Source organism: Enterococcus sp. DIV1059_2 (genome assembly GCF_051713685.1).
Lineage (GTDB): Bacteria > Bacillota > Bacilli > Lactobacillales > Enterococcaceae > Enterococcus_D > Enterococcus_D casseliflavus.
Map to the genome: position 1 here is coordinate 3,326,856 of NZ_JBIOQK010000001.1, position 24,378 is coordinate 3,351,233.

24 protein-coding genes and 1 other annotated feature are annotated in these 24,378 nt (G+C 44.3%); of the genes, 7 read left to right on the plus strand and 17 right to left on the minus strand.

Annotated elements, in window-relative coordinates; translation table 11 throughout:
* Positions 1–187: 187 nt before the first annotated feature.
* From cshA to IGI72_RS15710, 3 genes are all read right to left on the minus strand, one after another.
* Positions 188–1,711, minus strand: coding sequence for a degradosome RNA helicase CshA (cshA, locus tag IGI72_RS15700; protein ID WP_005227956.1), 1,524 nt, complete (start codon positions 1,709–1,711; stop codon positions 188–190).
* A gap of 290 nt (positions 1,712–2,001) precedes the next feature.
* A complete protein-coding gene (locus IGI72_RS15705; RefSeq protein ID WP_413130402.1) occupies positions 2,002–3,351 on the minus strand; it encodes a UDP-N-acetylmuramoyl-tripeptide--D-alanyl-D-alanine ligase in 1,350 nt (449 codons plus the stop codon).
* Between the two features lie 86 nt (positions 3,352–3,437).
* The gene (locus tag IGI72_RS15710) at positions 3,438–4,514 is read right to left on the minus strand and encodes a D-alanine--D-alanine ligase (RefSeq protein WP_096741775.1); all 1,077 of its coding nucleotides are present in this window, start codon (positions 4,512–4,514) and stop codon (positions 3,438–3,440) included.
* Positions 4,515–4,696: 182 nt separating this feature from the next.
* Between IGI72_RS15710 and IGI72_RS15715 the strand changes: the two genes are divergently transcribed.
* Positions 4,697–6,439: an ABC1 kinase family protein gene (locus IGI72_RS15715; protein ID WP_015510427.1), complete on the plus strand. Its 1,743-nt coding sequence runs from the start codon at positions 4,697–4,699 to the stop codon at positions 6,437–6,439.
* 52 nt (positions 6,440–6,491) lie between these two features.
* On the opposite strand, the gene IGI72_RS15720 is transcribed toward IGI72_RS15715, so the two are convergent.
* From IGI72_RS15720 to IGI72_RS15745, 6 genes are all read right to left on the minus strand, one after another.
* Complete coding sequence (locus IGI72_RS15720; protein WP_015510428.1) at positions 6,492–6,944, minus strand: YaiI/YqxD family protein; 453 nt, start codon at positions 6,942–6,944, stop codon at positions 6,492–6,494.
* Positions 6,945–7,111: 167 nt separating this feature from the next.
* On the minus strand, positions 7,112–7,777 hold the full coding sequence (locus tag IGI72_RS15725) for an ABC transporter ATP-binding protein (protein WP_016609898.1): 666 nt from the start codon (positions 7,775–7,777) through the stop codon (positions 7,112–7,114).
* A gap of 10 nt (positions 7,778–7,787) precedes the next feature.
* Complete coding sequence (locus IGI72_RS15730; protein WP_284590737.1) at positions 7,788–9,272, minus strand: ABC transporter permease; 1,485 nt, start codon at positions 9,270–9,272, stop codon at positions 7,788–7,790.
* 170 nt (positions 9,273–9,442) lie between these two features.
* On the minus strand, positions 9,443–11,299 hold the full coding sequence (locus tag IGI72_RS15735) for a carbohydrate-binding domain-containing protein (RefSeq protein ID WP_438754741.1): 1,857 nt from the start codon (positions 11,297–11,299) through the stop codon (positions 9,443–9,445).
* Between the two features lie 15 nt (positions 11,300–11,314).
* Complete coding sequence (locus tag IGI72_RS15740; protein WP_005227945.1) at positions 11,315–11,992, minus strand: DUF4956 domain-containing protein; 678 nt, start codon at positions 11,990–11,992, stop codon at positions 11,315–11,317.
* Positions 11,982–12,704, minus strand: a complete 723-nt coding sequence (locus IGI72_RS15745; RefSeq protein WP_121260667.1) for a polyphosphate polymerase domain-containing protein — start codon at positions 12,702–12,704, stop codon at positions 11,982–11,984. The genes IGI72_RS15740 and IGI72_RS15745 overlap by 11 nt, the downstream gene beginning before the upstream one ends.
* 131 nt (positions 12,705–12,835) lie before the next feature.
* On the opposite strand from IGI72_RS15745, the gene IGI72_RS15750 reads away from it, so the two are divergent.
* The 3 genes from IGI72_RS15750 to IGI72_RS15760 are packed head-to-tail and all read left to right on the plus strand — an operon-like array spanning position 12,836 to position 15,317.
* Positions 12,836–13,510, plus strand: coding sequence for a response regulator transcription factor (locus IGI72_RS15750; protein WP_005227933.1), 675 nt, complete (start codon positions 12,836–12,838; stop codon positions 13,508–13,510).
* 3 nt (positions 13,511–13,513) lie between these two features.
* Entirely contained in the window at positions 13,514–14,830 is a 1,317-nt protein-coding gene (locus IGI72_RS15755; RefSeq protein ID WP_005227932.1) for a sensor histidine kinase, read from the plus strand.
* Positions 14,831–14,843: 13 nt separating this feature from the next.
* Positions 14,844–15,317, plus strand: coding sequence for a GNAT family N-acetyltransferase (locus IGI72_RS15760; RefSeq protein WP_005227930.1), 474 nt, complete (start codon positions 14,844–14,846; stop codon positions 15,315–15,317).
* Between the two features lie 347 nt (positions 15,318–15,664).
* On the opposite strand, the gene udk is transcribed toward IGI72_RS15760, so the two are convergent.
* The 3 genes from udk to IGI72_RS15775 all read right to left on the minus strand — a co-directional run bounded on the left by udk (position 15,665) and on the right by IGI72_RS15775 (position 17,786).
* A complete protein-coding gene (udk, locus tag IGI72_RS15765; protein ID WP_005227927.1) occupies positions 15,665–16,288 on the minus strand; it encodes a uridine kinase in 624 nt (207 codons plus the stop codon).
* Between the two features lie 83 nt (positions 16,289–16,371).
* A complete protein-coding gene (locus IGI72_RS15770) occupies positions 16,372–17,055 on the minus strand; it encodes a YjjG family noncanonical pyrimidine nucleotidase (RefSeq protein WP_438754742.1) in 684 nt (227 codons plus the stop codon).
* Between the two features lie 14 nt (positions 17,056–17,069).
* Positions 17,070–17,786 (minus strand): 16S rRNA pseudouridine(516) synthase, encoded by a 717-nt coding sequence (locus IGI72_RS15775; protein WP_016609902.1) that lies wholly within the window; start codon positions 17,784–17,786, stop codon positions 17,070–17,072.
* 300 nt (positions 17,787–18,086) lie between these two features.
* Here IGI72_RS15775 and IGI72_RS15780 point away from each other — a divergent pair, with 300 nt between their 5' ends.
* The 3 genes from IGI72_RS15780 (at position 18,087) to IGI72_RS15790 (ending at position 20,630) form a co-directional block, all read left to right on the plus strand.
* Positions 18,087–18,701 carry a 50S ribosomal protein L25/general stress protein Ctc gene (locus IGI72_RS15780; protein WP_015510436.1) on the plus strand — a complete coding sequence of 205 codons (615 nt, stop codon included), beginning with the start codon at positions 18,087–18,089 and terminating at the stop codon, positions 18,699–18,701.
* Between the two features lie 316 nt (positions 18,702–19,017).
* Positions 19,018–19,335, plus strand: coding sequence for a DUF960 domain-containing protein (locus IGI72_RS15785; protein ID WP_005227922.1), 318 nt, complete (start codon positions 19,018–19,020; stop codon positions 19,333–19,335).
* Positions 19,336–19,583: 248 nt separating this feature from the next.
* A complete protein-coding gene (locus IGI72_RS15790; protein ID WP_213354847.1) occupies positions 19,584–20,630 on the plus strand; it encodes a helix-turn-helix domain-containing protein in 1,047 nt (348 codons plus the stop codon).
* Positions 20,631–20,668: 38 nt separating this feature from the next.
* On the opposite strand, the gene IGI72_RS15795 is transcribed toward IGI72_RS15790, so the two are convergent.
* From IGI72_RS15795 to IGI72_RS15815, 5 genes are all read right to left on the minus strand, one after another.
* Positions 20,669–21,523 carry a MetQ/NlpA family ABC transporter substrate-binding protein gene (locus IGI72_RS15795; RefSeq protein WP_010749087.1) on the minus strand — a complete coding sequence of 285 codons (855 nt, stop codon included), beginning with the start codon at positions 21,521–21,523 and terminating at the stop codon, positions 20,669–20,671.
* Between the two features lie 44 nt (positions 21,524–21,567).
* Positions 21,568–22,254, minus strand: coding sequence for a methionine ABC transporter permease (locus IGI72_RS15800; RefSeq protein ID WP_005227919.1), 687 nt, complete (start codon positions 22,252–22,254; stop codon positions 21,568–21,570).
* Positions 22,247–23,281, minus strand: coding sequence for a methionine ABC transporter ATP-binding protein (locus tag IGI72_RS15805; RefSeq protein WP_005227918.1), 1,035 nt, complete (start codon positions 23,279–23,281; stop codon positions 22,247–22,249). The genes IGI72_RS15800 and IGI72_RS15805 overlap by 8 nt, the downstream gene beginning before the upstream one ends.
* Before the next feature lie 71 nt (positions 23,282–23,352).
* Positions 23,353–23,602, minus strand: a binding site (T-box leader).
* A 77-nt stretch (positions 23,603–23,679) separates the two neighbouring features.
* Positions 23,680–24,018, minus strand: coding sequence for a glycine cleavage system protein H (locus IGI72_RS15810; RefSeq protein WP_010749086.1), 339 nt, complete (start codon positions 24,016–24,018; stop codon positions 23,680–23,682).
* Positions 24,000–24,377 carry an arsenate reductase family protein gene (locus tag IGI72_RS15815; RefSeq protein WP_010749085.1) on the minus strand — a complete coding sequence of 126 codons (378 nt, stop codon included), beginning with the start codon at positions 24,375–24,377 and terminating at the stop codon, positions 24,000–24,002. Before IGI72_RS15815 ends, IGI72_RS15810 begins: the two co-directional genes overlap by 19 nt.
* Between the last annotated feature and the right edge of the window lies 1 nt (position 24,378).

The following is a 24,378-nucleotide window of genomic DNA, read 5'->3' on the forward strand; positions in this document are numbered from 1 at the left end:
ACCTAAGATAGGGTTTTCCAAATTGGAAATACCCCTTGTTCAGCTAGTTACCATTCTACCAAAAAAATGGCGAATTACCATTCAAATCTGACGAGTTTATACGGAGATTAAGATTTTTAATCGTTCGTATTTGTTTTTTATATAAAAAAAGACCTTGCAAGTTTCCTTACAAGGTCCACAAACTTAATTAGTCTTGGTTATTTCTGATTACGAAACCGCGTTTTTTGTCGTTGCTGCGGCGATTGTTTTTACGGGCACCATCTTTTGAATAGTTGCCGCGGGCTTTATTGCCGTTGCCGCCGCCACGGTTCCCACCGTTTTCTTTGCGGTTACGATTGCCGTTGCTATTGTTGCTGCGACGACCATTTTTGTTGAATGATTTTTTCCCTTGAGGCAATGGACGCTCTGGTGTGATCTTCACTGGTGCTAAATCAGCAGGATCTTTCGCCATAGTTTTTAGAAGCAATGCTGCTAAATCTTGTGCAGAATAACGTTCTAATAGATCGTCGGCTGCTTGCAAGTATTTATCTAAGCCATTTTCATCCAATTTGGTTTCAACAGATTCGATTGCGGCACCTAATTGACCTTTGAACGCTTCTTTTTCGGTCGGTGGGCGCATTGGTGTCATCCGTTTTTTCGTTAAGTTTTCAATGACGTGCAGATAGCTCATTTCGTTTGGTGTAACGAAAGTCACAGACATTCCGCCTTTTCCAGCACGGCCAGTACGTCCGATCCGGTGAACATAGCTTTCAGGGTCTTGAGGGATATCGTAGTTATAAACGTGTGTAACACCAGAGATATCTAATCCACGAGCTGCAACGTCTGTGGCAACTAAGATATCTAGTTGACCACTCTTGAATGAACGCAAAACGCTCATCCGTTTTTGTTGAGAAAGGTCTCCATGAATGCCTTCTGCTTTATAGCCGCGGGCTTCTAAGCCGCGCGCCAATTCATCGACACGACGTTTCGTACGACCGAAAACGATGGTCAATTCTGGCGTTTGCACATCCAATAAGCGAGTCATGATATCAAATTTTTCGTAGTCTTTTGAACGAACATAGTATTGATCGATCAAATCAGCGGTCATTTCTTTGGCTTTGATCTGTACATGTTCAGGCTCTTTCATGAATTTCACGCCGATGTTTTTGATTGCTGGCGGCATTGTTGCTGAAAATAGCAATGTTTGACGAACATCTGGTACTTGGCTGATGATTTTTTCAATATCTTCCAAGAAGCCCATGTTCAACATTTCATCCGCTTCATCTAATACAAGCGTTTCAACGGTGCCTAATTTCAAGGTGTGGCGGTTGATATGGTCTAACATACGACCTGGTGTACCAACCACGATGTGGGGACGATCTTTTAGTTGACGGATTTGACGGCCGATATCGGCTCCACCGTAAACTGCTTGTACACGAATTTTTTTGTCTTTACCAAGACGGTACAATTCTTCTTGGGTTTGGATCGCTAATTCACGGGTTGGGGCAATCACTAATCCTTGTAGTTGATGGTTCGTTGGGTCAATTTTTTCTAACATTGGCAAACCAAATGCGGCGGTTTTACCAGTACCGGTCTGTGCTTGACCGATCACGTCTTTGCCTGCTAAGGCTAATGGAATCGTTGCTTCTTGGATGGGTGTTGCTTCTTCAAAGCCGGCACGCTCAACAGAAGTCAATAATTCGTTGGATAATTCTAGATCTTTAAATTTCAAATGGATCCTCCTAGGCTGGTCATCTTTTCGATGCCTGTTTTTCTATCATCGAAGCGTAGGTTAGTTCTTCAGAAACACAAGAGTAGTCCCATTTACTCTTATCTTTCTCTCGGTACCGAAAAACCGCTTCACGAAGGCATTATAAAAGGCTAAAACAAGTGTTGTTTGTCTCAGCCATCATTTTATCTCAAAACGTCAATGTTTTTTACAGTAATCATTCTGTGCTTCATCTTTCGGCGTTAGATAAGTATAACACGCTTTGAAAGTTTCAGCAAGATTTCAACTCCCTTTTACATTCCTTTTAGTGCATCAACGACTTCACTCAGGCCCATGCCATTGCTGCCTTTGATCACTAGGCTATCGGAAGGTTCTAAAGTTTCTATTAAGGAGGCGATCAGCTGTGGTTTTTCATCGATCGCAAAATAGCGCACCTTGTCAGCAAGGGCGGTGTTCGCTAGTCGTTTTTGCAACGCCTGCATTTCTTTGCCATAAAGGAAAACTAGCTGGAACGAGTCGTCTAAGTGTGCGGTCATCTGCTCGTGCATTTGTGGAGAATCTGGTCCTAATTCAAGCATATCTGCCAATACGGCGATCCGTCGTCCTGCTAAAGGCAATTTGCGGAAGCTATCCAATACAAGACCCATGGCCGTCGGATTGGCATTGTAAATATCGCTCAAAATCGCTGCCCCATTACCAGCAGTCACCCATTGGGTCCGATTTTTCGTCAATTGAAAATGCGCCAAGCCTTCCTTGATCGCTTCATCTGCTACACCAAAATGACGTCCTATCCCAATCGCGATCAAGGCATTTTTGACATTATAGCCGCCTAAGACCGGTAAGGTAAAGGTCGTACCTGCTACCGTAAAAATCGTCTGATCTTGCGATTCCTCCACGATGTCTCCTTGTAGATCTCCCTCAGTTAAGCCAAAAGTTTCAATGGTCTGCGTTAAATTGGGAACAAAGGGCTCTAACAATGGTTCATCAGCTGGCATCATAAAGAAGCCGTCTTTTTTCAATCCTGCGGTGATCTCCATTTTGGCTTTGGCGATCCCTTCTCTGGACCCTAAGTTTTCAATGTGGGCTTCGCCAATCAACGTGATAGCGGCAGCGTCAGGTTCTGCTAAGCGCGAAAGGACTTCGATTTCACCTGCATGATCCATTCCCATTTCTAAAATCAACACTTGGGTATCTTCTGGCGCATGCAAGATAGTCAAAGGCACGCCTAGTTCATTGTTGTGGTTGCCTTGGGTTTTATAGGTCTGGTACTTTTGGGCCATGACCGCTTCCACCATATCTTTGGTGGTCGTTTTCCCGTTACTTCCAGTAATACCGATGATTTTCGGTGCAAGCTTTTCTTTATACGCTCGTGCCAATTGTTGAAACGCTTTGACGGTATCCGTGACAGGAATCACAAGGATGTCTTGCGGCGGTTCGATCGTAGGGTGGCTCCACAGTGTGGCGATCGCCCCATTGTCTTTGGCTTGTTGGGCAAATTCATGTCCGTCACGGGTCCCCGCTAAGGGAACAAAGAGACTGTTTTCTTTGATCAGACGGCTGTCAAATTCCACAGAGGCAAGTGGCGTTTCATTTTCAATTTGCTGACCAAATACGGCAGCGGCTTCTTTTACAGTAAAATTCATCAGGTTCGCTCCTTTTTCCTAAAAAAAGAAAGCACAAGATCGCTTCAAGTATTTTCCTTGAGTTGAGCTGGCTTTCTTCCTGCTATTTATTCTGCTTCGTTTTCTGTTGCTTCTACATTGGTCAAGAACGAACGTCTTTGATTGAAACGATTCATCCCTAATTGGATCAATTCTTCGATCAAATCCCCATAAGGCAAGCCGGTCTTCTCCCATAGCAGTGGGTACATGCTGAATTCAGTGAACCCTGGCATCGTGTTCAGCTCATTTAAAAAGAGCTCATTTTTATTGGTCAAAAAGAAATCACAACGGCTCAATCCGCTGCCGCCTAACATCGTATAGGCTTTTTTCGCAAACTCTTGAGCTTTGGCTTGTGTTTCTTCTGGAATTTGTGCAGGAATCTGCATCTCGATTCGGTTGTCAATGTATTTGGAATTGTAATCATAAAAGGCAACATCTTTTACGATTTCTCCCGGCATTGTGGTCCGAACGTCTTCGTTTCCAAGAACGGCTACTTCGATCTCACGGGCTTCGATTCCTTGTTCAACGATCGCTCGGGTATCGTAGCGATACGCTTCTTGTAGCGCATTTTGCAGTTCTTCACGGTTCTCGGCTTTCGAGATACCGACACTTGAGCCCATGTTGGCAGGTTTGACAAACATTGGATAAAGCAGACTGCCTTCACATTGATCGAAAATCTTTTTCGGATTTTCTTTCCACGCATTTTTCAAGACTGGTACATAGGGAACTTGCGGAATCCCCGCAGCTTGCAAGATATACTTGGTCATGATTTTGTCCATCCCACAGGCACTAGTCAAGACACCGGCTCCGACATAAGGCATTCCGATGGTTTCTAAAAACCCTTGGATCGTGCCGTCTTCGCCATTTGGTCCGTGAAGTAAAGGAAAGACGATCGCGTCTTCTTCGTAGATTGCCCCAGGTGAAATTTCTTCCCCTTTGGTTTCTTCATTGGTCAATGCCAAAGTATCTGGAGACGTTGGCGCCTCAGTCAATAATGGGCCTTTTAACCAGCGTCCTTCTTTGGTGATCATTACTAATTGAACTTGGTAGTAATTATAATATACAGCATTAACAACTGAAAAAGCGGATAACAGTGATACCTCATGTTCTGCACTGCGTCCCCCGTATAATAAAATGATTTTCAAAAGAATTTCCTCCTGTATTCATTGATTCTACCAAACTAAGTCTTCCACATTTTAGCACAAAATCGACCAACCGGCATTAAATCTTGCAGAAATTTCTTTAAGCTTACACAGTCGTTAGTTGAATGTTTTTCATTTTGTCAGTACTATGAATATATCACGGCACGTTTAAAGAGGTGGGACCTATGACAGAACAAACCGCTCCTTCTAGAAAAGGACGATTAAAACAAATCGTTCAAGTCTTTTTGAAATACAAAGTCGTTCAAAATATCAGCAAACAGCAGCACCCCGAAATGGTGCGTCAAGCGTTTGAAGAATTAGGACCAACATTTATCAAAATCGGGCAGATGCTTTCGGTCCGCAATGATCTGCTTTCCAGCACCTTTGTCGATGAATTCAAGCAGCTGCAGGACAATGTCAAAAGTGATCCATTTCCCAAGGTCAAAGCACTGCTGGAAGCAGAACTGCAGCAACCGCTAACGGAAGTTTTTTCCGCTTTTGATGAAATTCCAGTCGCCTCAGCTTCCATCGGACAAGCTCATCGAGCAAACTTGCTCAGCGGCAAAGAAGTGATCGTCAAAGTACAGCATCCAGGGATCATTGCGGCAATTCAAGTGGATCTCGATCTTTTTGAAAAAGCCCTGCCGTTGGTTCGCGCAATTCCAGAAGCCAATGTGGTGGATTTAAAAAGCGTGCTAAGCGAAGTCCGACGATCACTTGCCAATGAAACGAATTTTTTGCAAGAGATGAAAAACGCACAGGAATTCTACCGCAACAATCACCAAGACCCGCAGTTGGCATTGCCAAAAGTTTATCCCGAATGGTGTACCCAAAAAGTATTAGTCATGGATTACATGGCAGGTGAAAGCTTGAATTGCTTACTGACCCGCAAAAATCAAGACATCGTTTATGACAATCAGTCCGTGAAAGCCGTGAAAAAACAAGTGGGGACGCTATTAGTCGAAAACTTTATGAAACAAGTCTTTGAAGATGGCTTCTTTCACGCTGATCCACATCCTGGCAATCTTTTCTTGCATGTCTTCACGGATCAAGCCAACCGCCCACAACCATTTCAAGTCAAGCAGCGCGTCGGTGTCCTCGGCGGGGTCGATTATTCGTTGAAATGGCAAGAAGAAGCTGTCATGCCGCCTTACCAAGTGATTTTCTTGGACTTTGGGATGATGGGTCATTTGGATCAGTCTTTACGCAGCCGTTTAGCCGATGCGTTGATTGCTCTTTATACCCAAGACACCCAAGAAGTCGGTAAAGCCGTCTTGCGGTTGTGCAACAGCAGCGGCAGTTCCTTTGACGAAGTCGCCTTCTACCAAGACCTGCAAAAATTTGTTGAAAACTACTATAATATGCCGCTAAAGGATATCGACTTGCAAAAAGTGATGGCGGAAGTCATCACGATCTGCCATGATAACCAACTGCAGATGCATCGAGACATCACTTTGCTGATCAAGGCTTTTGGTACCTTGGAAGGTGTGATCAAAGCCTTAGATCCCGAATTATCAATGATGGAAGTCACTCAGCCTTTTGCACAAAAATATTTCCTACAGCAGCTGAGTATTGAAGACGAGGTGAAAAAAAGCGCCTTGGCAACCGCAAAAAGCTTGCGGGCACTTAGCCATCTTCCCGATCGGACCTTGGCTGTCTTAGACACTTTTGCGACTGGTAAACACCGATTGAATCTAGAGATCCGCGAACAAAAACAGCTATTGGACCGCTTTGATCAGATGGTCAATCGACTGGTGATCGGTATTATTCTAGCTGCGGTCATCCTTGGCTCTTCCTTATTGGTGGTCGCCAGCCCGCAACAAGGAGCCTTCGTCCATCAGATGGGAATCTTCGGATATACCTTAGCATTTTTCGCGATCGTGGCTTTAGTCAGCAAATACTTCTATGATCGTTTTCGCAAGAAATAAATAAGCACCTTCAATTCCCGTGGTTCATGCAGAAGCTGGGTCTTGAGGGTGCTTATTTTGCAAGAGTCTGTCGCAATTCGTTTTCAAAGATTCGTTTGAAGGCTTCCCGATCCTCTTTCGTAAAGGGCTTCGGTCCTTTTGTACGCTTGCCTGCTTTACGCATCTGCGCACCTAAGTAGCGTTGTCCAAGTAAAAAATCGATCGTTTCTGGCAAATACTCTGTGCCGTTATGGTGAAAAACCCGCGCTTTTTTCGGCAAGACCAAAGAGGCTAACCCATAATCTTGGGTAACGAGAAAATCACCGGGCTCTATTTCCTTCACGATTTCATAATCCGCACGATCCGAGCCTTTGTCGACATAGACAAAGTGAACATGGGCAGGATAATCTTTGGTCGTGTAATGATCGACACTGGTGACGATCACCACCGGCAGCTGATATTGCTGAGCCAGCTCAATCACTTCGTTTTTCACTGGCGATCCATCGCCGTCAATAAAAAGTCGCATCTCCACACTCCCCTCACAAGTTTCTTCGTTTACAATTACTTCTATTGTAAGAGGAGCAAGGCGAAGATGCAAGCAGACTTTACAGCCGTTTCCTTGAGGATGTATTTAAAGCCTCAAGAAGAGCAACTGCCTCCGCCCTAATAACTAGCAGCTACCCTAAGCAAAGCTTATCCTTCAACTTTAGAAAAGGCTCGCTCTTTTAGCTCATAAACGACATCGCAAGCCTTGGCTACTTCTTGCTCATGGGTCACTAAGATAATACATTTTTTTTGCTCATGAGCAATTTCTTGAAACAGTTTGACGATCTCTTTGGACGTCGTTTCATCCAAGTTTCCAGTCGGTTCATCCGCTACGATCAGCTCATGCTCACAGCACAATGCGCGAACGATCGCCACCCGCTGCTGCTGCCCACCCGATAATTGGGTCACTTTTTTCAGTGCCAGCTCTTCCGTGATGCCAACTTTGGCTAAGTTTGCTAAAGCGTAGGCCTTTTTATCGGCTTGCTGCGACTTCGCGATCGCCATCGCTGTCACCACATTGTCCAATGCCGACAGATAAGGCAATAGATTATAGGCTTGGAACACGATGGACACATCTTTGCGGCGGTACTCCCGCAGCCCGATTTTTGCTAACGTTTCTTCGTTGTAGAAAATCTTTCCTTCTTTCGGGGTATCTAGGCCTGTGATCAGCGACAGGAAGGTCGTTTTCCCCGATCCGCTGGAACCTAAGATCGCATACATCTTGCCAGGCTCGAAGGTCAAGTCAACGCCACGAAACAGGGCTTCTGCTTCGCTTTGATACCAATAGCCTAATTGTTCTGTTCGTAATGTCATGTCGTTCCTCCTAAGAAACCAAGATTTTTTTCGGGTTCAGCCGCAAAATGCCCGCCGACGAGAGTAAGATCGAGCCAAAGCTGATCCCTAGACCGAGTAATGCCAATAGACCAATTTGTTGAGGGGAAACGGTAATTTCTAAGGACTCCACTTCTGCTGATTGGGTGAAGGATGGGAAAGAACCGCCACGGTTACCGCCCATTTGCGGCATCTCTCCGCCTCCAGGTCCAGCGTTTTCAGCAGCTGCCTGATCCGTCGTCGTTTCGGTTTGCTGTGCCAATAATTGCTCTCCGACGGCATTACCGACAAGATTGCCGCTAGCGGCCGCGATCCCTAAAGCAAATACCATGCAGACAAAAATCTCTGTGAAAAACTGTAGGATCACTTTGGCTCGTGACTCGCCTAAAGAGAGCAATACGCCAATCTCATAGCGACGTTCCCGAATCGACATCATCACGATCAACGTCAAAATAATGATACCGGCAGCAGCAACTAACACAATAATATTTTTGGCAAAGCTCGCGACATTATTCAACGGTGTCAGCATCGATTGATACATCTGATCATTGGTTTGGATGCTATAGGTTTCTGTATCGATCAATCCTTCTGCTTCTTCCACGAATGCCGTCATTTCAGACGGATCACTCAAGGTATAGGTTGCTGAATCAATGGTGTCCTCATTGCCGCTCAACGTATTGGCAAGGGTATAAGAGGCAATGATCGTGTTGGCTGGGTTGAGAAAGTTAAACATTTGGCTCATGCTGTTGCCAACTTCACTCGTTTCATAGATTCCTTTGACCGTCACTTCTACTTCATTGTCCTCTGCATCAGTGATTGAAAACGTATCTCCGACCGCTAAATCATTCGCTTCAGCTAGTGAGGATTCAATCAAGACTTGGTTTGTGCCTTCGTCCTCAGAAGTAATTCCTTCTCCATCCGTGATCGTCGCTGTTCCTTCCGAAAAAGTCGTATACGCCGCACTGGTTGATACGCCAGTGATTTGGAAATCACCTGTACTCATACTCCCACCAGGCATACCTCCTGGCATACCGCCCATTTGCCCCGACTCGCTGCTATCGGTTGCTTCTGACTCTGTCGAGGAGTCACTGCTAGAGATCGGTTCGATCCCGCTGACGGCATCAGCCGAGGTACTGACTTCAAAACTATATGAAGCAACCCCGTCTAAATTAGCGATTGCTTGGGCATCTGTGATCGCTACAGGTGTCGATTGAAAACTCCCTGGATCTGGACGTGTGCTCTGGTCATCGCTGTCAGATGAAGAACTTCTTTGCTGAAAAGCCTGCTCACGGTTGGCTTGCAACGTCACGGTTGCGCCGACACTTTTCTGAGCATTTTCAGTCGCTACTAGCGCTGCACTGCGAATCGTCAAACCCGCCAATACAAAAATCAAGATTGCAGAAAATACGGCGATCAGCAGCAGACTCCGGCCTTTTTTCGCCCATAAACTTTGGAGCCCTCGTTTCAAAAAATTCATCTTTGTTCCTCCTGAATGGCAAATTATTGTATTTCGACTATAAGAACCTTAGCTTAAATTGAACTTAAATCTTCCCCTAATTTTTCAAAACGTTGGAACAGACCGCAGCTGTCTTCTGCGATCTGCACGTTTTATTGATGACCCCCAGGGAATGATCGAGGAACCTTCAACTAACGGCCAAAGCCGCCACCCATTTGATTGGTTGTCGCTGTCGCTCCTGATTGGGTCAAGTTGGCGATCGTTTCCGTGACGGGCAACGTTCCTAATTCCGTCCCATCACTAAGGGTCCCACCAGCATAATAACCAGAAACAGCTTGCGCATCATTCGTTCCCTCACTGACCAATGTATAGCTGCTATCCGTCAAATCTGGGCTAGAAAGAACCACATGTTGGTAGCTTTTACTTGGTGCATAGGACAAGATCGTCTGTCCTTGACTATCCTTTAAGGTCACAAGGGTCTCTGCTGCTTGGGTTTGATCGAAACTGATCCCGATCGACTGTTGACTTCCCCCACTGACATTCATGGCCATATCGGTCGTACCAGCAGCTAACAAGACACCGCCAGTGATTTCAAACGTCCCGTTATAATCCAAAGCGCCATTGCCACCGGTCGTTGGACCATTTACGATGACGACCCCATCACTCATAGTGACATTGCCGTTACTGTCCAGGCCATCCCCTTCGGCATCGACCACCAACGTCCCACCAGTGATTGTGATTTGTTTGCTGTCATCTGCGGTATCGCCACCGCCAGGACCGCCACCAAAGCTGTCTTGCCCAAATTGGCCAGTGGTTTCCTCTGTATCACTGCCGCCACCGGCATTGATCCCGTCATCGCTAGCCACGACGTGTGTCGTACCACCAGCAATCGTGATCACACTTGCTTCTAGTCCTTCATAGGATTCTTCGATAGCAATCGTCCCATCGGAGATCGTCAATTCATTGTCCGCATGTATGCCGTCGTCACCACTGTTGGCAGTGATCGTACCACCTGTGATGTTGATGGTATCGTTGGCATGCAGGCTATCATCTGCACTATTGATCGCAAAGGTACCGCTGCTGATGGTCATCACACCGCCAGCTTTCAATCCTTTGTAGCTTTCATCCGTCACTAGCGACTGACTTTGTGCCCCGTCAGCCGTTTTGATTGTGAGATCGGCTGATTGGATGCCTAAATTTGTTTCTGCTTGGATGCCATCACGCCCACTTTGGATCGTAAAGGTACCGCCATCGATCGCAACGTAGCCTTTTTCCGCATCTTCCGAATTATTCGCTTGGATGCCATCTCCTTCAGTGGTGTTCAGTGTGTAGTTCCCTGCCAAGATCGACACGGAATCTTTTCCTTTGATGGCATTGTTTTTCGCTGTGATCTCAATCGTGCCACCAGCTAAAACCAAATCATCTTTGCTGCGCAGCCCGTTGCTGTAATTTCCTGTGATCACCAACGTTCCATCACCGTTGATGGACAAATCTTCTTTACTATAAAAAGCGGCATCTGGTTCCGTCTCACCTTCCGCCAAGGTGTAGCTGCTGCCATCTATCAGAGTATTTGTCGTATCACTGGCTAAGGTCGTGATGACTTTTTCTGCTTGTTCGATGACGACTGCCGCCCCGTCTTCATTGGTGATCGTGACACCCGCAAAGATCAGATGGACTTTTTCTTCTTTATTGACGTTGACAACCAGTTGACCATTACTTAAGGAACCGCTGACGACATAGGTACCAGCTTGCGTGATCGTCACCGTTTGGTCTTCCACTGCAACTCCATCAACAGCCGTCGTATCGCCGTCATTCAATTCAAGTTGCGTGGCGGTCGCCTCATCGTAGGAGGCATCCACGTCTTCTTCTTCGTAACTGCCATAATAGTCCGTAGCATCATCAAGAGTCGTTGCAACGTTGGTCACTGCGGCAGAACCTGAAACAGCCGCTGCAGAACTGGAGCTGCTGCTCGTGCTACTACTATCGGTTTGCCCACAAGCGCCTAGGAGCAGCGATGAGAGTAAGAGCGGATAAATGAGTTTTTTCATAAGAGGTTCCTCCTTCTACAGCTCATCGCGGTTAGCGGTGAGCTTGCCTAAAACAACGGGTAAATTGCCATTACGAACCCGAACTTCATCAATGATTTGTTTTTCTTGCGCTTGGTCTTTTAACAGCAACTGATAACGCAACTCATATAAGCTCCCCATCGTGGTCGTTCGAACCGATGTCAGTTTGGCAGAATGCGTATATTTTTCAAAGAGATCATCGAATAGTTGCGGATAATCCAAATCTTCTGGAATCGTGACTTTCAGTTCTCGTTCACTCGTGGCTTGTCGATCGCCAAAGGGTACCGTGTATAAAAGGGTCAAGAAAAGCGCCACGATGATGGAAAAAATCACGACATAGCCGACGTAGCCCATCCCAGTTGCCAGACCGATCCCCATCGACCAAAAGACGCTGGTGATCTCTCTAGACCCTCCTGGAACCGAGCGGAAACGAATCAAACTGAAGGCGCCTAAGATCGCCACACCTGTGCCAAGATTGCCGTTGACTAGCATGATCACGGATTGAACGAGGATCGGTAAGACCGCCAAGGTAATAACGAAGTTTTTTGTGTAGACATTGCGGATCATATGGATCGCAGCTACCAATATTCCTAAAAGCAATGAGGCGGCGATACAGATCAATAAGCTACGCCATTCCAAGGTGCTCGTATCGCCAGAAAACAGACTAGATAACATGTAACCATTCCTCCTTCTTGAACAAATGCCGTTGATACGTTTGGGCATATTTTGAAAAGCTACCTTTGCGCACGCTGTATTTGTTCAACAGCTCCACAAACCATAATGGATAAGCGCCGAGGGCTTTCACTTCCATCAACACCCCGATTTCAGGTGCTACCAGCGCTCCCTCACTGCCAGAACCGAACATAAGATCATAGGTGCGAAAGCGAATGTTTTGGTCGAATGTCACGCGAAATTCACTATCATCATCAATAAACAGCGACAAGCGATCATAGGCAATCAACACTTTCGGCAGCAAGTCTGGGTTTTGCTTAAATAGCCAGTGAATCTCTGCAGCGATTTGCGGTGCTTCTGCCATTGACGGCAAGACCCCTGTTTGCAACCAGCGACAATAGTCAGCATAGGGCAGCGGGATTCGGCGTTTGTAGACCACGCCATTGACTTTCTTTTTGATCTCTAAAAAAATCAACTGCTGCTCTGTCGGTATGCCATAGCTGCGGACCCGAAATTTTTCTTTGTATTTCGGTTTGTCCATCGAATGACGAATAAAGCGGTAATCGTGGGTATCGTAATACAAGGACATAATCGTGTGCTGCCCATATTCATCGATCGCCATTCTTTGCTGAAGCTCAGCAAGAAATGCAGGAAATTGCTCCTTGGCTATTAAATATTTTGTCTCTTTTCTTTGAAAGACTTTTTTCAATTTCATAAAAATGTTCCTCCCTTGAAATCCATGCACTGAATTTACGGCAGCTATCTTAAATGCAGCTTAAGGCAAAACAGTTTTTTAAGCATTTTTTATGCTATTCGTGCTATTCTTATCCTTAAAGAGGTGGGAACATGATTAAACTATTAGTGATCGAAGATGACAAAACATTATCTGATAATATGAAAGAAATCGTCAGCGAGATCGGTGACGTCACACAAGCCTATGATGGCAGCGAAGGCTTATACGAGGCAGAAACGGGGATCTATGATTTGATTATTCTCGACTTGATGATGCCAGAGATGAACGGTTATGAGGTGCTTTCTGCCCTAAGAAAAAAAGGACTCCAAACACCCGTCCTGATTTTAACAGCCAAAGACGGCTTAGAAGACAAAGTGACTGGTTTTCAAAAAGGGGCAGATGATTATTTGACCAAGCCTTTTTATCGGGAAGAATTATTGATGCGGATCAAAGCGTTGCTAAAACGCTCCTTAGGTTTGTTCAATGAAAATACACTGGAATATAACGGATTGCTGTGCAACCTTGGCACCAATGAGGTCAGTTACCAAGGGCAGCTTTTGCCGATCCAAGGGAAAGAATTTGAGCTGCTGCTTTATTTTCTACAAAATAGAAACATTATTTTGACTAAGGAACAGATTTTTGATCGCATCTGGGGATTTGATTCAGAAACGACCTTGACTGTCGTCGAAGTCTATATGAGCAATCTGCGGAAACACTTGCGCCAGACAGGGATCGACAAAGAGATCCGTACGTTGCGAAATGTCGGCTATATTATGCAAGGAGCCTAGTCTATGAATAAAGAACGCTCTAAGAGACAACGGCTGCACTCCTTTCTCCTAAATGTCAGTGCCTTTGCGTTGGTTTTCTTACTTTTAGGAACCATCGTCCTCCAATTGTTCAACCAATCGGCTTATCGGCAAACCGACATTTCTTTGGAACAAGCAGTCAAAGATACCCGCTTGATCCAAGCAGAGATCAGCGCTTCGCAATCCAATCTAGAGGTATTGCCACCAGATAGTGCCATGCCAAAGATCCCTGGGACCAATCGCTTCAATACCCAGTTGATTCTCTGGTCTGAAGACGGTGAGATATTAAACAAGCAGACCTTGGGCGGCCGCTTTTCACAACTGGCAAGTTTATCTTTAGATACAAGCCACTTAGACAGTATCACATCTTTTTCAGTGGTGGATCAGTCCTTGTCAGAGGAAGAAGAGACCCTTTTGTTTCGTTCGATCACCACCAAAGCACCAACAAATGATGCTGGTGTCGGCTATATCCAAGTCTTGGCGAACACTAACCAAATCAAAAATGCGATGAACAATTTCCAAACGATTTTGATTTTATCGATGATCTTTTTCTGGATTCTTTCGATCGGGATCAGCTATTTGCTTTCCAGCTTGAACATGCGCCCCATTTTAGCCTCCTGGAAAAAACAGCAGGAATTTGTCGAAAATGCATCCCATGAGCTGCGCACTCCATTGACGATCATTCAAAACAGTCTGGAACGCCTGTTTACCAAGCCCAATCATACGATCATTGAAGAATCTGAAAGCATCGCCCAAGCGTTAGCGGAAACTCGGCGGCTGACTGGATTAACGGCGGATTTACTGACGATCGCCCGCAGTGATTCCAATCAATTGCTTTTGACAAAAGAAACCATCGAGCTAGCTCCTTTTATCGATGACTTAGTCAAACCTTTCAAAGAAATTGCCGAATTGGATCAAAAACACTTTGTTGTCGAAAACTTTGCCAAAACGACCGCTTGCTTTGACCAAAAGAAAATCCATCAAGTCCTCGTGATCCTCCTAGATAATGCCTTAAAATATACCAGCAGTGGTGATAAAATCACCCTCTTATCGGAGATTTCTAACAAGCAATGGCTGATCGAGGTCAAAAACACAGGACCAGCCATTTCCGATGAAGAAAAAGCCCGTATCTTTGACCGCTTCTACCGCGAGGATCGTTCCCGCTCCAAAGAGACCGGCGGCTATGGTTTAGGCTTAGCGATCGCCAAGCAAATCGTTGAAGAGCACAAGGGACAAATCCAGGTCAAAGATTTGCAGCCACGAGGGGTTATTTTTCAGATTCGTTTACCTAAAGAAGGATAAAGGAGAAAAACAAATGCAGGTCATCACCCTTAAAGAACACCCTGACTACTTAGCAGAAGCCATTCGTTACTTCCAAAAACAGTGGGCTGGTCCCGACTCCCTCATGGTTTATGAGGATAGCCTGACCCATAGTTTTTCAGCAAATCCTTTGCCGCAATGGCTGCTGCTGGTCAACGAAGAAATCGCAGCAGACGGACGTTATCAAATCATCGGCTGCGGTGGCTTGATCCCCAACGACTTCATCAGTCGGATGGATTTGACCCCTTGGCTTTGCGCCTTGTATGTGGACCCTTTGTGGCGTGGCCAAGGCGGTGCCCGCCTTTTGATCGAAACAGCCAAGCAACGTGCTGCTGGAGCTGGTTTTGATTCTCTGTATCTATGTACGGATCTTTCTACTTTTTATGAGAAATTTGCTTTTGAACCGATCGGAACGGGCTACCATCCTTGGGGAGAGTCTTCCACCATCTATCGCTGTTCTCTCACCTAAATGAACAAAAAAAAGCTGTGAACAAAAATGTTCACAGCTTTCTTTACTCACAGTACTATTGCTAGTAGAATACCCTATCTCCACAAAAGGAATATTCCGACACCCTACAAATCCGGTAGGTTGCTTACGCGGTGTGCCTCTGCTATCAATCTGGTCAGCTAATGCTAGACCTTCTCGACTCGTCGCATGAGGATTACTTTACCATAAATTTAGTCGGAATACTACTGTTTTTTATAAAATTAAAACTGCTGATAAGCATTTCTCAAGAAAGAGTGCCTATCAGCAGTTTTTCATGAATCAATTGTTACTTTTCAAATAGAAACATTCCAATTGATGGATAAAAAAACTTAGGATAAGAAGGTCGCTACTTTGGTCGTAATCAAATCGATGGCTACGTGGTTTTCGCCGCCTTCTGGTACGATGACATCGGCATACCGTTTTGTCGGTTCGATGAATTGATGATACATCGGTTTTACCACCGTCAAGTATTGTTCGATCACAGAATCCAATGTCCGGCCACGTTCTTCCATGTCACGTTTGATTCGGCGAATAATCCGAATATCATCGTCTGTATCAACATAAAGTTTAATATCCATTAAATTACGCAATCGCTCATCTTCTAGAATCAAGATCCCTTCCAAGATAATGACTTCTTTGGGTTCTTGAATGATCGTTGCTTCGCTGCGGGTATGCGCGACATAATCATAGACGGGTTTTTCGATCGTTTGATATGCAAGCAGCTGTTGCAAGTGATCGATCAACAAATCAGTATCAAATGCAAAAGGATGGTCATAGTTGGTGTTCAACCGTTCTTCAAAGCTCAGATCACTTTGGTCTTTATAGTAGGAGTCTTGTTCAAGCATCATAATAGAATGATTGGGGAAATGATTAAAGATCGCCCGACTCACGCTTGTTTTTCCACTACCTGATCCACCTGTCACACCAATAATAATGGGCTTGCCATTCGTCATTCAATTAACCTCTTTCATCTTAAAAAATTCACACTGGTTCTATTATAGCGAAAATTCGGCAAATTACTACTGTTTCTGTAGAATCAGTGCTGCAATAAAGGAAGTAATTGCTGCAAACGTTCGATCTCATAAGTAGGCTGAATCTCACCACTGTTTTTTTTCTTTGGATTGAACCAAATCGTATCGATCCCTGCCAGTTGTCCGCCTAAGATATCTGAAGTCAGTGAATCGCCAATAATGACTGTCTCTTGTTTTTTAACGTTTGGTATGCGAGCAAACACATAGTCAAAATATTCTTTCATTGGTTTTTGATACCCTGTATCTTCTGAAACAAAAATATCACGGAAATACGGCTTTAATTTGGCATCTTCCAAGCGGCGATATTGGGTTTCAGAAACCCCGTTCGTCACCACGTATAGGTCAAAATGCTGCGCCAACTCCGCTAAGATCTCATCACTGTTGTCTAACAGTTTATGTCCTTCATTTAGAAATTCCCGATAGGCCAATTCAACTGCTGGACTATCGACCTGAATGCCTTGCGTTTCAAAAAACAAACCGAAACGCTCATTGATAACTTGGTCTCTCGTAATTTTCCCTTGCTCAAACTGCTGCCACAAATCATGATTGATCGTTTGATAGCTTTGTTTGCGCTCTGGGGTCATTTCCAAGCCATGAGCTTTAAATAGTGCTTTTAAGGCTTGATCTTCGGTATCTTGAAAGTCGAGGATCGTGTCATCGACATCAAATAATAATGTTTTATACTTCATTTTCTCCCTCTTTCTCAGCGGAAATGCGCCGCCAGTCCTCTTAATTCTTCTTGCGTCAGCGAGCGATAACTCCCCACTGCTAAATCATCTGGTAGAACTAGCGAACCCATCGCTGTTCGTTTCAGCTGAATGACTTTTTTCCCTCGGGCTAAAAACATCTTTTTCACTTGATGGAACTTGCCTTCAGCGATTTCTAACGAAACAAAGGAACGAGCCGCTCGGGCATCGATGATCGTTAGGGCAGCTGGTTTGCAAGTGACACCACCATGAAAGGTAATCCCTGTGGCAAATGCCGCCACATCTTCAGGAGTCACCAAGTCATTGACCACCACTTCATATCGCTTGGTCACCTTTTTGGTGGGATGCAGCAAGTCATAGCCTAACTGACCATTCGTCGTAACTAATACCAACCCTTCCGTGTCCCGATCCAATCGACCGACGGCATAAAGATCTGGGTGCTGGTCCTTTGGTGCAATCAAATCGATCACTGTCTGGTGCTGTTGATCAACATTCGCTGTAACGACACCATTGGGCTTGTTGACGATATAATAGCGTTCCTGCGTCTCCAACTGACGACCCGCAACGATGATTTGATGGATGGCGCTATCGACATTGCGCTCAGGTCGCCCTTCAATCCTTTGATCCACGAGGACTTTCCCTTGCTGAAACAACCGTTTCATCTCTTTACGAGAAGTATTCAATTGTTGCTCGATCACTTTATCTAAACGCATAAATTTTTCTCCATAGTGGCTATTATAGCTCAGGATCTAGCGAAAGAAAACTGCCAGGATTTCAAATGATTTGACTTTCTTTGTCTTTTTGCGTAAGGTTAAAGAGTAAAGTAAATATAGTTTCTCATACACAGCGTTATGACCTGGTGGAGAAAAGTTGAACCAAAACTTTCTGGGGCAGTTGTGTACACAACTGCCCTTTTGCGTGTTTTCACTCACGTACCACTTAATGTGCAGAGTTAACAAAATTTGCTTAAAAAATCTCGTTATTAACGAGAAAATTTTAGGAGGAATTGAGTTATGTCAGTATCATTAGAAGTTACGAAAAGAGAAGTTCGCCCACGTTCTTTACGGAACAAGTTGCGCCACGAAGGAAAAGTACCTGCAATTGTCAATGGGTACAAAGTAGAAAGCACACCGATTGCTGTCAATGCAGCAGAATTAGAAAAAATCTTGCGTGAAAATGGATTGAATACCGTAATCACGATCAGTTTAGAAGGCAAAAAAGTCAATACACTGATCAAAGAGTATCAATCAGATACCTTCACACGCAATTTAACCCACGTTGAATTCCTATCTGTCGATATGAATGAAGAAACAGAAGTAGAAGCAGAAGTAACCTTAATTGGCGAATCTGCTGGTGTCAAAGCTGGTGGTGTTCTAGCACAAAACTTGTATACAGTCGTTGTATCAGCAACACCAGACAAATTGCCTGAACGTGTTGAGATCGATGTAACGTCATTAGAGATCGGCGATTCATTAACAGTGGCTGATCTGCCTAAGAACGACGAGTACACGATCGTGACCGATCCAGAAGAACAAATCGTTGCGGTTACTGAACCACAAGAAATCACTGAAGATGAAGAAGCTGGCGAAGCTGCTGAACCAGCAGTTATCGGTGAAGACGAAGAATAATCATAGAACATCGTTCTTAAGATCGCGTCTTCAATCAACAGACACTTCTAAGAAATGCAAGACTCTTGAAGGGCTTTTCCTTTAAGAGTCTTTTTCATTCTTACGAAGAGCTGGTGAGCTGCAACTGACTATTTTCCACTGAAAGACATCATGGGAAAGCTTGATCCAGCCAACCCATCAAATTTTTAAGAAAATAGTTAAAATGCGTCGCTGCCCAAAAAGAAAAGCAGAAGTAGTTGCATTTTTGACGGTTCTTCATTATGATAAATAGACAAATTTGATGTTATTGGCAAGCCTACTTGAAGGAGGGGTTTTTATGTTTGAAACATTTGATGATCACCGCAGCCGCTACGCTTCTGGCGGGATTGTTCAAACACTGCCTGGCGAACTGATCGATAGTATTTGGTTAATCATCGATCTCGATTTAAAAGGGTTTATTCCGTTGACAAATCTGCTCACCTTTGAAGTCCAAAACAATCACGGTCGTGTCACACTGCTTTTTTCTCAAGCACAAAGTCAAATCGAACTCGGCGTTGATCTGCCTTACCGTTATTCCGACCTCTATCCCCAAAAAGTCTATGTGTATGACGATGGGCAGCGGCAAACGATTTTATTGCCTAGCGAGACTCGTTAACAGCGCTTCGTGTTTCTCTTTTTATAACGTTACTTACATAAAAAACCACCCTTTTTATTTTAAAAGGTGGTTTTTTTTGATTCCTTCCTCTCATTTAATTCTATAATATACAGGGTTCGAGGAAGCAACCAATGAATCCCCCGTTTTTTATTACGTTTTATTGACTATTTTTTGTGTGTTAAAATAACGTGTGAAGTTCCCTTATAATAAGGACAGTTGCAAAATTCAGCTGAAAGAGGTGCCTGGTTTTGAAAAATATCCTTGAAAAAGATATTATGCAAATGCTGCGTCTGTCCACGATGCTCTTGAGCGAAAATCCCCTTCCTTTGAATAAAGCTGCTGCCGATCAAAATCTTTCCGTCAAAACGATCCGTCGGCTACTGTCCAGTTGTTTAAACGAGGACCCTTCCTTCCATTATGATGTGCAGCAAGGACACATTCGTGCCTTTCATGATTTGCAGCAGCCCCTAGCCAGCAAAAACTTCCCCCATACAGAAATGCTTGCTGCATTGTTTAATAAAAGTACAAACTATCAGTTGCTCTTGTTACTGTTAAAAATGCCGACCATTTCCTTTGCAGACCTCCACAAGCGGTATTACCTGAGCCCCTCCAGTTTGCATCGGCGCTTTTTGTCCTTTTCCTTTTTTTTGGCACCTTATCATCTAAGGATCGACCGTCGCAGTTTTCCTTTGATTACTGGTAATGAACGGCAACTGCGCTATGTGATTTTTCGACTCACCCTCTTAGCAAGCCCGACGCTTTCTTCTAATCAAGCGTTTCAAGAACTGAAGCAGATTCATCAGTTGCGGGCAAACGCTTTTTATCCCAACACCCCCGCCACGTTTACTCAGCAAGTTTATCCAACATGTTTTGTGCCGCGTTTTTATTTAGTTGGTGAACGCAGCTATTTATTTTTGTGGCAACAGCTGCTAACACTGGAACCTTTTTATGTGCCAACAGAAGAAGCCTTCCTTTTGCGCCGAATCATCACGCCGATTTTGTCGGAGCATCCGCTCCAGCAACCATTAGAAGTGCTTTTGTCGAAAATTTTCCAAGCCCATCTTTTGGGCGCCTTACTGGAAGGCAATTTATTTGTCTATCCGCCACTAAATCCTTGCCTATCTGAACGTTCCCAACGCTTGGTCCAGGCTTTTTTGACTCAGCTTCCCCATTACGAAAAACTCTTAAAAAAGCATCCCGAGTTGCCCTTACTCTATGAATGCATTTGGCAAGAGCTCTCTTTTTTCCAACCGATCATTGCCTTTCCGCAAAAAAAAGAGCGTCCGCTTAAGTAGCGACACGCTCTTTTGAGGTTCATTTAGTTGGCAGTGAATTATTTTGCGTCAGCATCAACGATTTTCACTGAACCTTGCCATTGTTCTTCCACAAAGTCTTTGATTTCGTCTGAATGCAGCACTTCGATCAATTTCTTGATTTTGTCGCTATCTTCGTCGCCACTGCGGACAGCGATCACGTTGACATAAGGCGAATTATCCGCTTCTAATAAAACAGAATCATCCGCTGGGTTCAAATCGATCCCGAATGCGAAGTTCGCATTGATGGCAATTAGGTCTGCTTCGTCGTTTTGATAAGCAGTCGCCAAAAGAGATGGATCGACGTCATGTTTAAATTCTAAGTTTTTCGGATTTTCAGCAATATCATCAAAGGTTGCCGTTTCTGTATCAACGCCGTCTTTTAAAGTGATCAAGTCAGCATCTTGTAAAATCGTTAGGATACGACCCCAGTCAGATTCAGAAGTGGAAGTAAGAACCGTTGCACCATCTTCTAGTTCTGAAATATCAGAGATTCGTTTTGAGTAAAGACCCATTGGCTCGATATGGATCGCACCAGCATTGACAAAATCATAGCCATTGTCTGCGATTTGTTTGTTCAAGTAAGGAATGTGTTGGAAGTAATTGGCATCGATATCGCCATTTTCCAATGCTTTGTTTGGCAACACATAATCATCGAAGGTTTTGATTTCAAGATCAATGCCTTCTTCTGCTAGTAAAGGTTTGGCTTGTTCTAAAATTTCCGCATGAGGCGTAACTGATGCACCGATCACTAATTTTGTTGATTCTCCCTCAGCCGCAGATGAGTCAGAGCTTCCTGAATTTGAGCCTGTGCCACAAGCAGCTAAAGCGGCAGTTAACAATAAGGTTGTTGCAATACCAAAAATCTTTTTCATATCCATTTCCTCCCATATTTTCCACTTTTTGTTCTTCGTTTCATTTACCGTTTATCGGTGGCTTTCGCAAGGAAATCGCCGATTCCTTGGATAATGAAAACGATAATTAAAATAATCACTGTTGCAACAAGCGTAACAGTGTAATTTCCACGTTGAAATCCTTCTTGCCAAGCCAAAGCGCCTAGCCCGCCGGCACCGATCGCGCCTGCCATAGCAGTATAACCAATCATTGAAATCGTTGTGACCGTCAGTCCTGAAATCAATGCTGGAACACTTTCGGGAATCACGATCTTGTAGATGATCTCCCAGTAACTAGCACCCATCGCTTCCGCTGCTTCAATCACACCAGGATTGACTTCACGAAAAGCAATTTCCACCATCCGAGCATAAAACGGTGCCGCCGATAAAACTAATGCTGGGATCGCTGCTTTTGCCCCTAGGAATGAACCGACTAATAATGTTGTAAACGGAATGATCAAGACCATCAAAATCATAAATGGCGTTGAACGAAAGGCGTTACTGATGATGGAAACCACGTTATAGAAAATGTTGGCTCCCGCTGTTTGTTTACGCCCTAGTGAATAAAGCGCCAATCCTAGAAGTAAACCGATCACGACCACTAAAACCATGGAGAAGAAAGTCATAAACAAGGTGTCTAGGGTTGCTTGCTGCATATTGGCCCAGTCGACCTTTTCAAAATTAAAATAGGTTTCTACAAATGACTTATCCACGTTCAATCACCTCCACGCCTACTTGCTGCTCTTTGAAAAAGGCGATCGCTTTTTCGATCTCACTTGCTTCACCTGTCAATAAAACCGTCAAGCCGCCAAAGGATCCCTCATTGGTTTGTTGGATCTTTCCGTAAACGACATTGACATCGATCTGGAAGCGACGGATTGCTTGTGAAATCACTGGTTCATTGGCGTTGTCTTGTGTAAAAGTCAAGGTCACTAAATGCCCTTGCGGATTTTCTCGTAGGAAGGCTTGCCGTAATTCTTCAGCATCTTCTTCTGGCTCCAAATCTTGCTGAACAAAACGTTTGGTCACTTCCTGCTGTGGGTTACGGAAAACCGATTGCACTGACCCTTCTTCCACGATCTGCCCATGCTCCATCACCGCGACCTTATTGCAGATTTTGCGAATGACGTTCATTTCATGGGTAATCAGGACGATCGTCAAATGCAATTTTTTATTGATGGAAAGCAAGAGATCCAACACTTCTTCTGTTGTTTGTGGATCTAACGCACTCGTTGCTTCATCACACAGCAAAATTTCTGGTTCATTCGCTAATGCACGAGCAATCCCGACTCTTTGCTTTTGTCCGCCAGACAATTGTGCCGGATAGGCATTCTCCCGTCCTTCCAACCCAACTAATTTAATCAGCTCTTGCGCTCGTTGACGGCGTTTTGCTTTTTCAACGCCAGCCAACTCCAATGGCAATTCAATGTTTTCCGCCACCGTTCGAGACCATAAAAGATTAAAGTGCTGAAAAATCATGCCGATTTTTTTGCGGAAGTTTCTCAATTCTTTGTTTTTCAATGCCAAAATGTTTTGACCGTTAATGACTACATCTCCTGCTGTCGGCAATTCTAGGCCGTTCAACAAACGTACTAATGTACTTTTCCCAGCACCAGAGTAACCGACGATTCCGTAGATATCGCCTTTTTCCACTTGCAGTGAAACATCATTGACGGCGTGGACAGCCGTTTGCTTTTTGCCGAATGACTTTTTTACATGCGACAATTCGATTAATGCCATGTTATTCCCATCTTTCCTCTTTGGTTGGTTAAACACAAAAAAAGCTTTCATCCTCTGTACATTATACTGTTACAAAGGACGAAAGCACAACTTCCGCGTTACCACCTTGATTTACTGTCGATTCGCATCAACAGCCTCGCTCAGTACTTGAATTGCTTCGCATACTGCTGCACTGTAACGGGTGCCTCCCGTGATAGGCTTGTTTCCACTCACCTATCATGCTCAAAGACCATCTTCCATCCTCTCTCCGTTGCCCATTTGCACCAAACAGGGCTCTCTGTGTACGTTAAGAACATGTACTCTTCTTTTCAAAGCATTCATTTATTGAGCAAATTATAGCAACGTCTTATCCGACTGTCAATTCTTTTTGAAAAAATAGTCGTTTTTACAGATTTGACTTACAAGGCTTCAAATTGACTTGGGTCAACCTCTTTGAAGCTGACCAGCCAAGCGTTCATTTCGTCTTCATCATTTAAGGTATCAATCGATTGATCGATTTTTTCATTTACGGAAGAAATCACGCCCGTCAATGGACTTGGAAATTCACTGACTGCTTTTTCCGCTTCCAGCTCAACAAGGGTCTCTCCTTGTTTTAAAGCAGTTCCTGCTTTTTGAATCGAAGCAAACGTGACCGCACCAAGTTCTTCTTGCGCTTCTTTTGTTAAACCGACACAATATTCTTTCCCGTTAAACAAAACCCACAAATTATCTTTTTTTCTTAAGCATTTCTTTTCCATGATTCTAGTAAGACTCCTTCATATTCATTTTCTTTAAATCCATTAATCAAAAAGCGGTCGCCGCTAACCAGCAGTGGGCGCTTGATCAACATACCATCGGTTGCCAGCACATCGGCTGCGTCTTGGGCAGTCATGGTCGGCACTTTTTCTTTTAATTGCAATTCACGGTATTTCATGCCGCTTGTGTTAAAGAAACGGGTTAACGGTGCTTCGCTTGATTGGATCCAAGCCAGCAATTGTTCCGGTTGAGGCGGTGTAGCTACCATATCGATCGCTTCAAAGGGAATCTCGTGCTCTTCTAACCAACGCTTCGCATTTCGGCATGTACTGCATTTTGGGTACCAATAAAATGTAATCATG

What these genes read in the sequence shown, in the direction of transcription:
- IGI72_RS15740 (WP_005227945.1), bottom strand. Translation starts at nt 11,992, where the DNA reads ATGTTATCTAGTCTGTTTTCTGGCGATACGAGCACCTTGGAATGGCGT.
- IGI72_RS15770 (WP_438754742.1), bottom strand. Translation starts at nt 17,055, where the DNA reads ATGAAGTATAAAACATTATTATTTGATGTCGATGACACGATCCTCGAC.
- IGI72_RS15745 (WP_121260667.1), bottom strand. Translation starts at nt 12,704, where the DNA reads ATGAAATTGAAAAAAGTCTTTCAAAGAAAAGAGACAAAATATTTAATA.
- IGI72_RS15785 (WP_005227922.1), top strand. Translation starts at nt 19,018, where the DNA reads ATGTTTGAAACATTTGATGATCACCGCAGCCGCTACGCTTCTGGCGGG.
- IGI72_RS15760 (WP_005227930.1), top strand. Translation starts at nt 14,844, where the DNA reads ATGCAGGTCATCACCCTTAAAGAACACCCTGACTACTTAGCAGAAGCC.
- IGI72_RS15725 (WP_016609898.1), bottom strand. Translation starts at nt 7,777, where the DNA reads ATGACATTACGAACAGAACAATTAGGCTATTGGTATCAAAGCGAAGCA.
- IGI72_RS15795 (WP_010749087.1), bottom strand. Translation starts at nt 21,523, where the DNA reads ATGAAAAAGATTTTTGGTATTGCAACAACCTTATTGTTAACTGCCGCT.
- IGI72_RS15735 (WP_438754741.1), bottom strand. Translation starts at nt 11,299, where the DNA reads ATGAAAAAACTCATTTATCCGCTCTTACTCTCATCGCTGCTCCTAGGC.
- IGI72_RS15815 (WP_010749085.1), bottom strand. Translation starts at nt 24,377, where the DNA reads ATGATTACATTTTATTGGTACCCAAAATGCAGTACATGCCGAAATGCG.
- IGI72_RS15755 (WP_005227932.1), top strand. Translation starts at nt 13,514, where the DNA reads ATGAATAAAGAACGCTCTAAGAGACAACGGCTGCACTCCTTTCTCCTA.
- IGI72_RS15715 (WP_015510427.1), top strand. Translation starts at nt 4,697, where the DNA reads ATGACAGAACAAACCGCTCCTTCTAGAAAAGGACGATTAAAACAAATC.
- IGI72_RS15720 (WP_015510428.1), bottom strand. Translation starts at nt 6,944, where the DNA reads ATGCGACTTTTTATTGACGGCGATGGATCGCCAGTGAAAAACGAAGTG.
- IGI72_RS15775 (WP_016609902.1), bottom strand. Translation starts at nt 17,786, where the DNA reads ATGCGTTTAGATAAAGTGATCGAGCAACAATTGAATACTTCTCGTAAA.
- IGI72_RS15705 (WP_413130402.1), bottom strand. Translation starts at nt 3,351, where the DNA reads ATGAATTTTACTGTAAAAGAAGCCGCTGCCGTATTTGGTCAGCAAATT.
- IGI72_RS15780 (WP_015510436.1), top strand. Translation starts at nt 18,087, where the DNA reads ATGTCAGTATCATTAGAAGTTACGAAAAGAGAAGTTCGCCCACGTTCT.
- IGI72_RS15730 (WP_284590737.1), bottom strand. Translation starts at nt 9,272, where the DNA reads ATGAATTTTTTGAAACGAGGGCTCCAAAGTTTATGGGCGAAAAAAGGC.
- IGI72_RS15750 (WP_005227933.1), top strand. Translation starts at nt 12,836, where the DNA reads ATGATTAAACTATTAGTGATCGAAGATGACAAAACATTATCTGATAAT.
- IGI72_RS15810 (WP_010749086.1), bottom strand. Translation starts at nt 24,018, where the DNA reads ATGGAAAAGAAATGCTTAAGAAAAAAAGATAATTTGTGGGTTTTGTTT.
- udk (WP_005227927.1), bottom strand. Translation starts at nt 16,288, where the DNA reads ATGACGAATGGCAAGCCCATTATTATTGGTGTGACAGGTGGATCAGGT.
- IGI72_RS15805 (WP_005227918.1), bottom strand. Translation starts at nt 23,281, where the DNA reads ATGGCATTAATCGAATTGTCGCATGTAAAAAAGTCATTCGGCAAAAAG.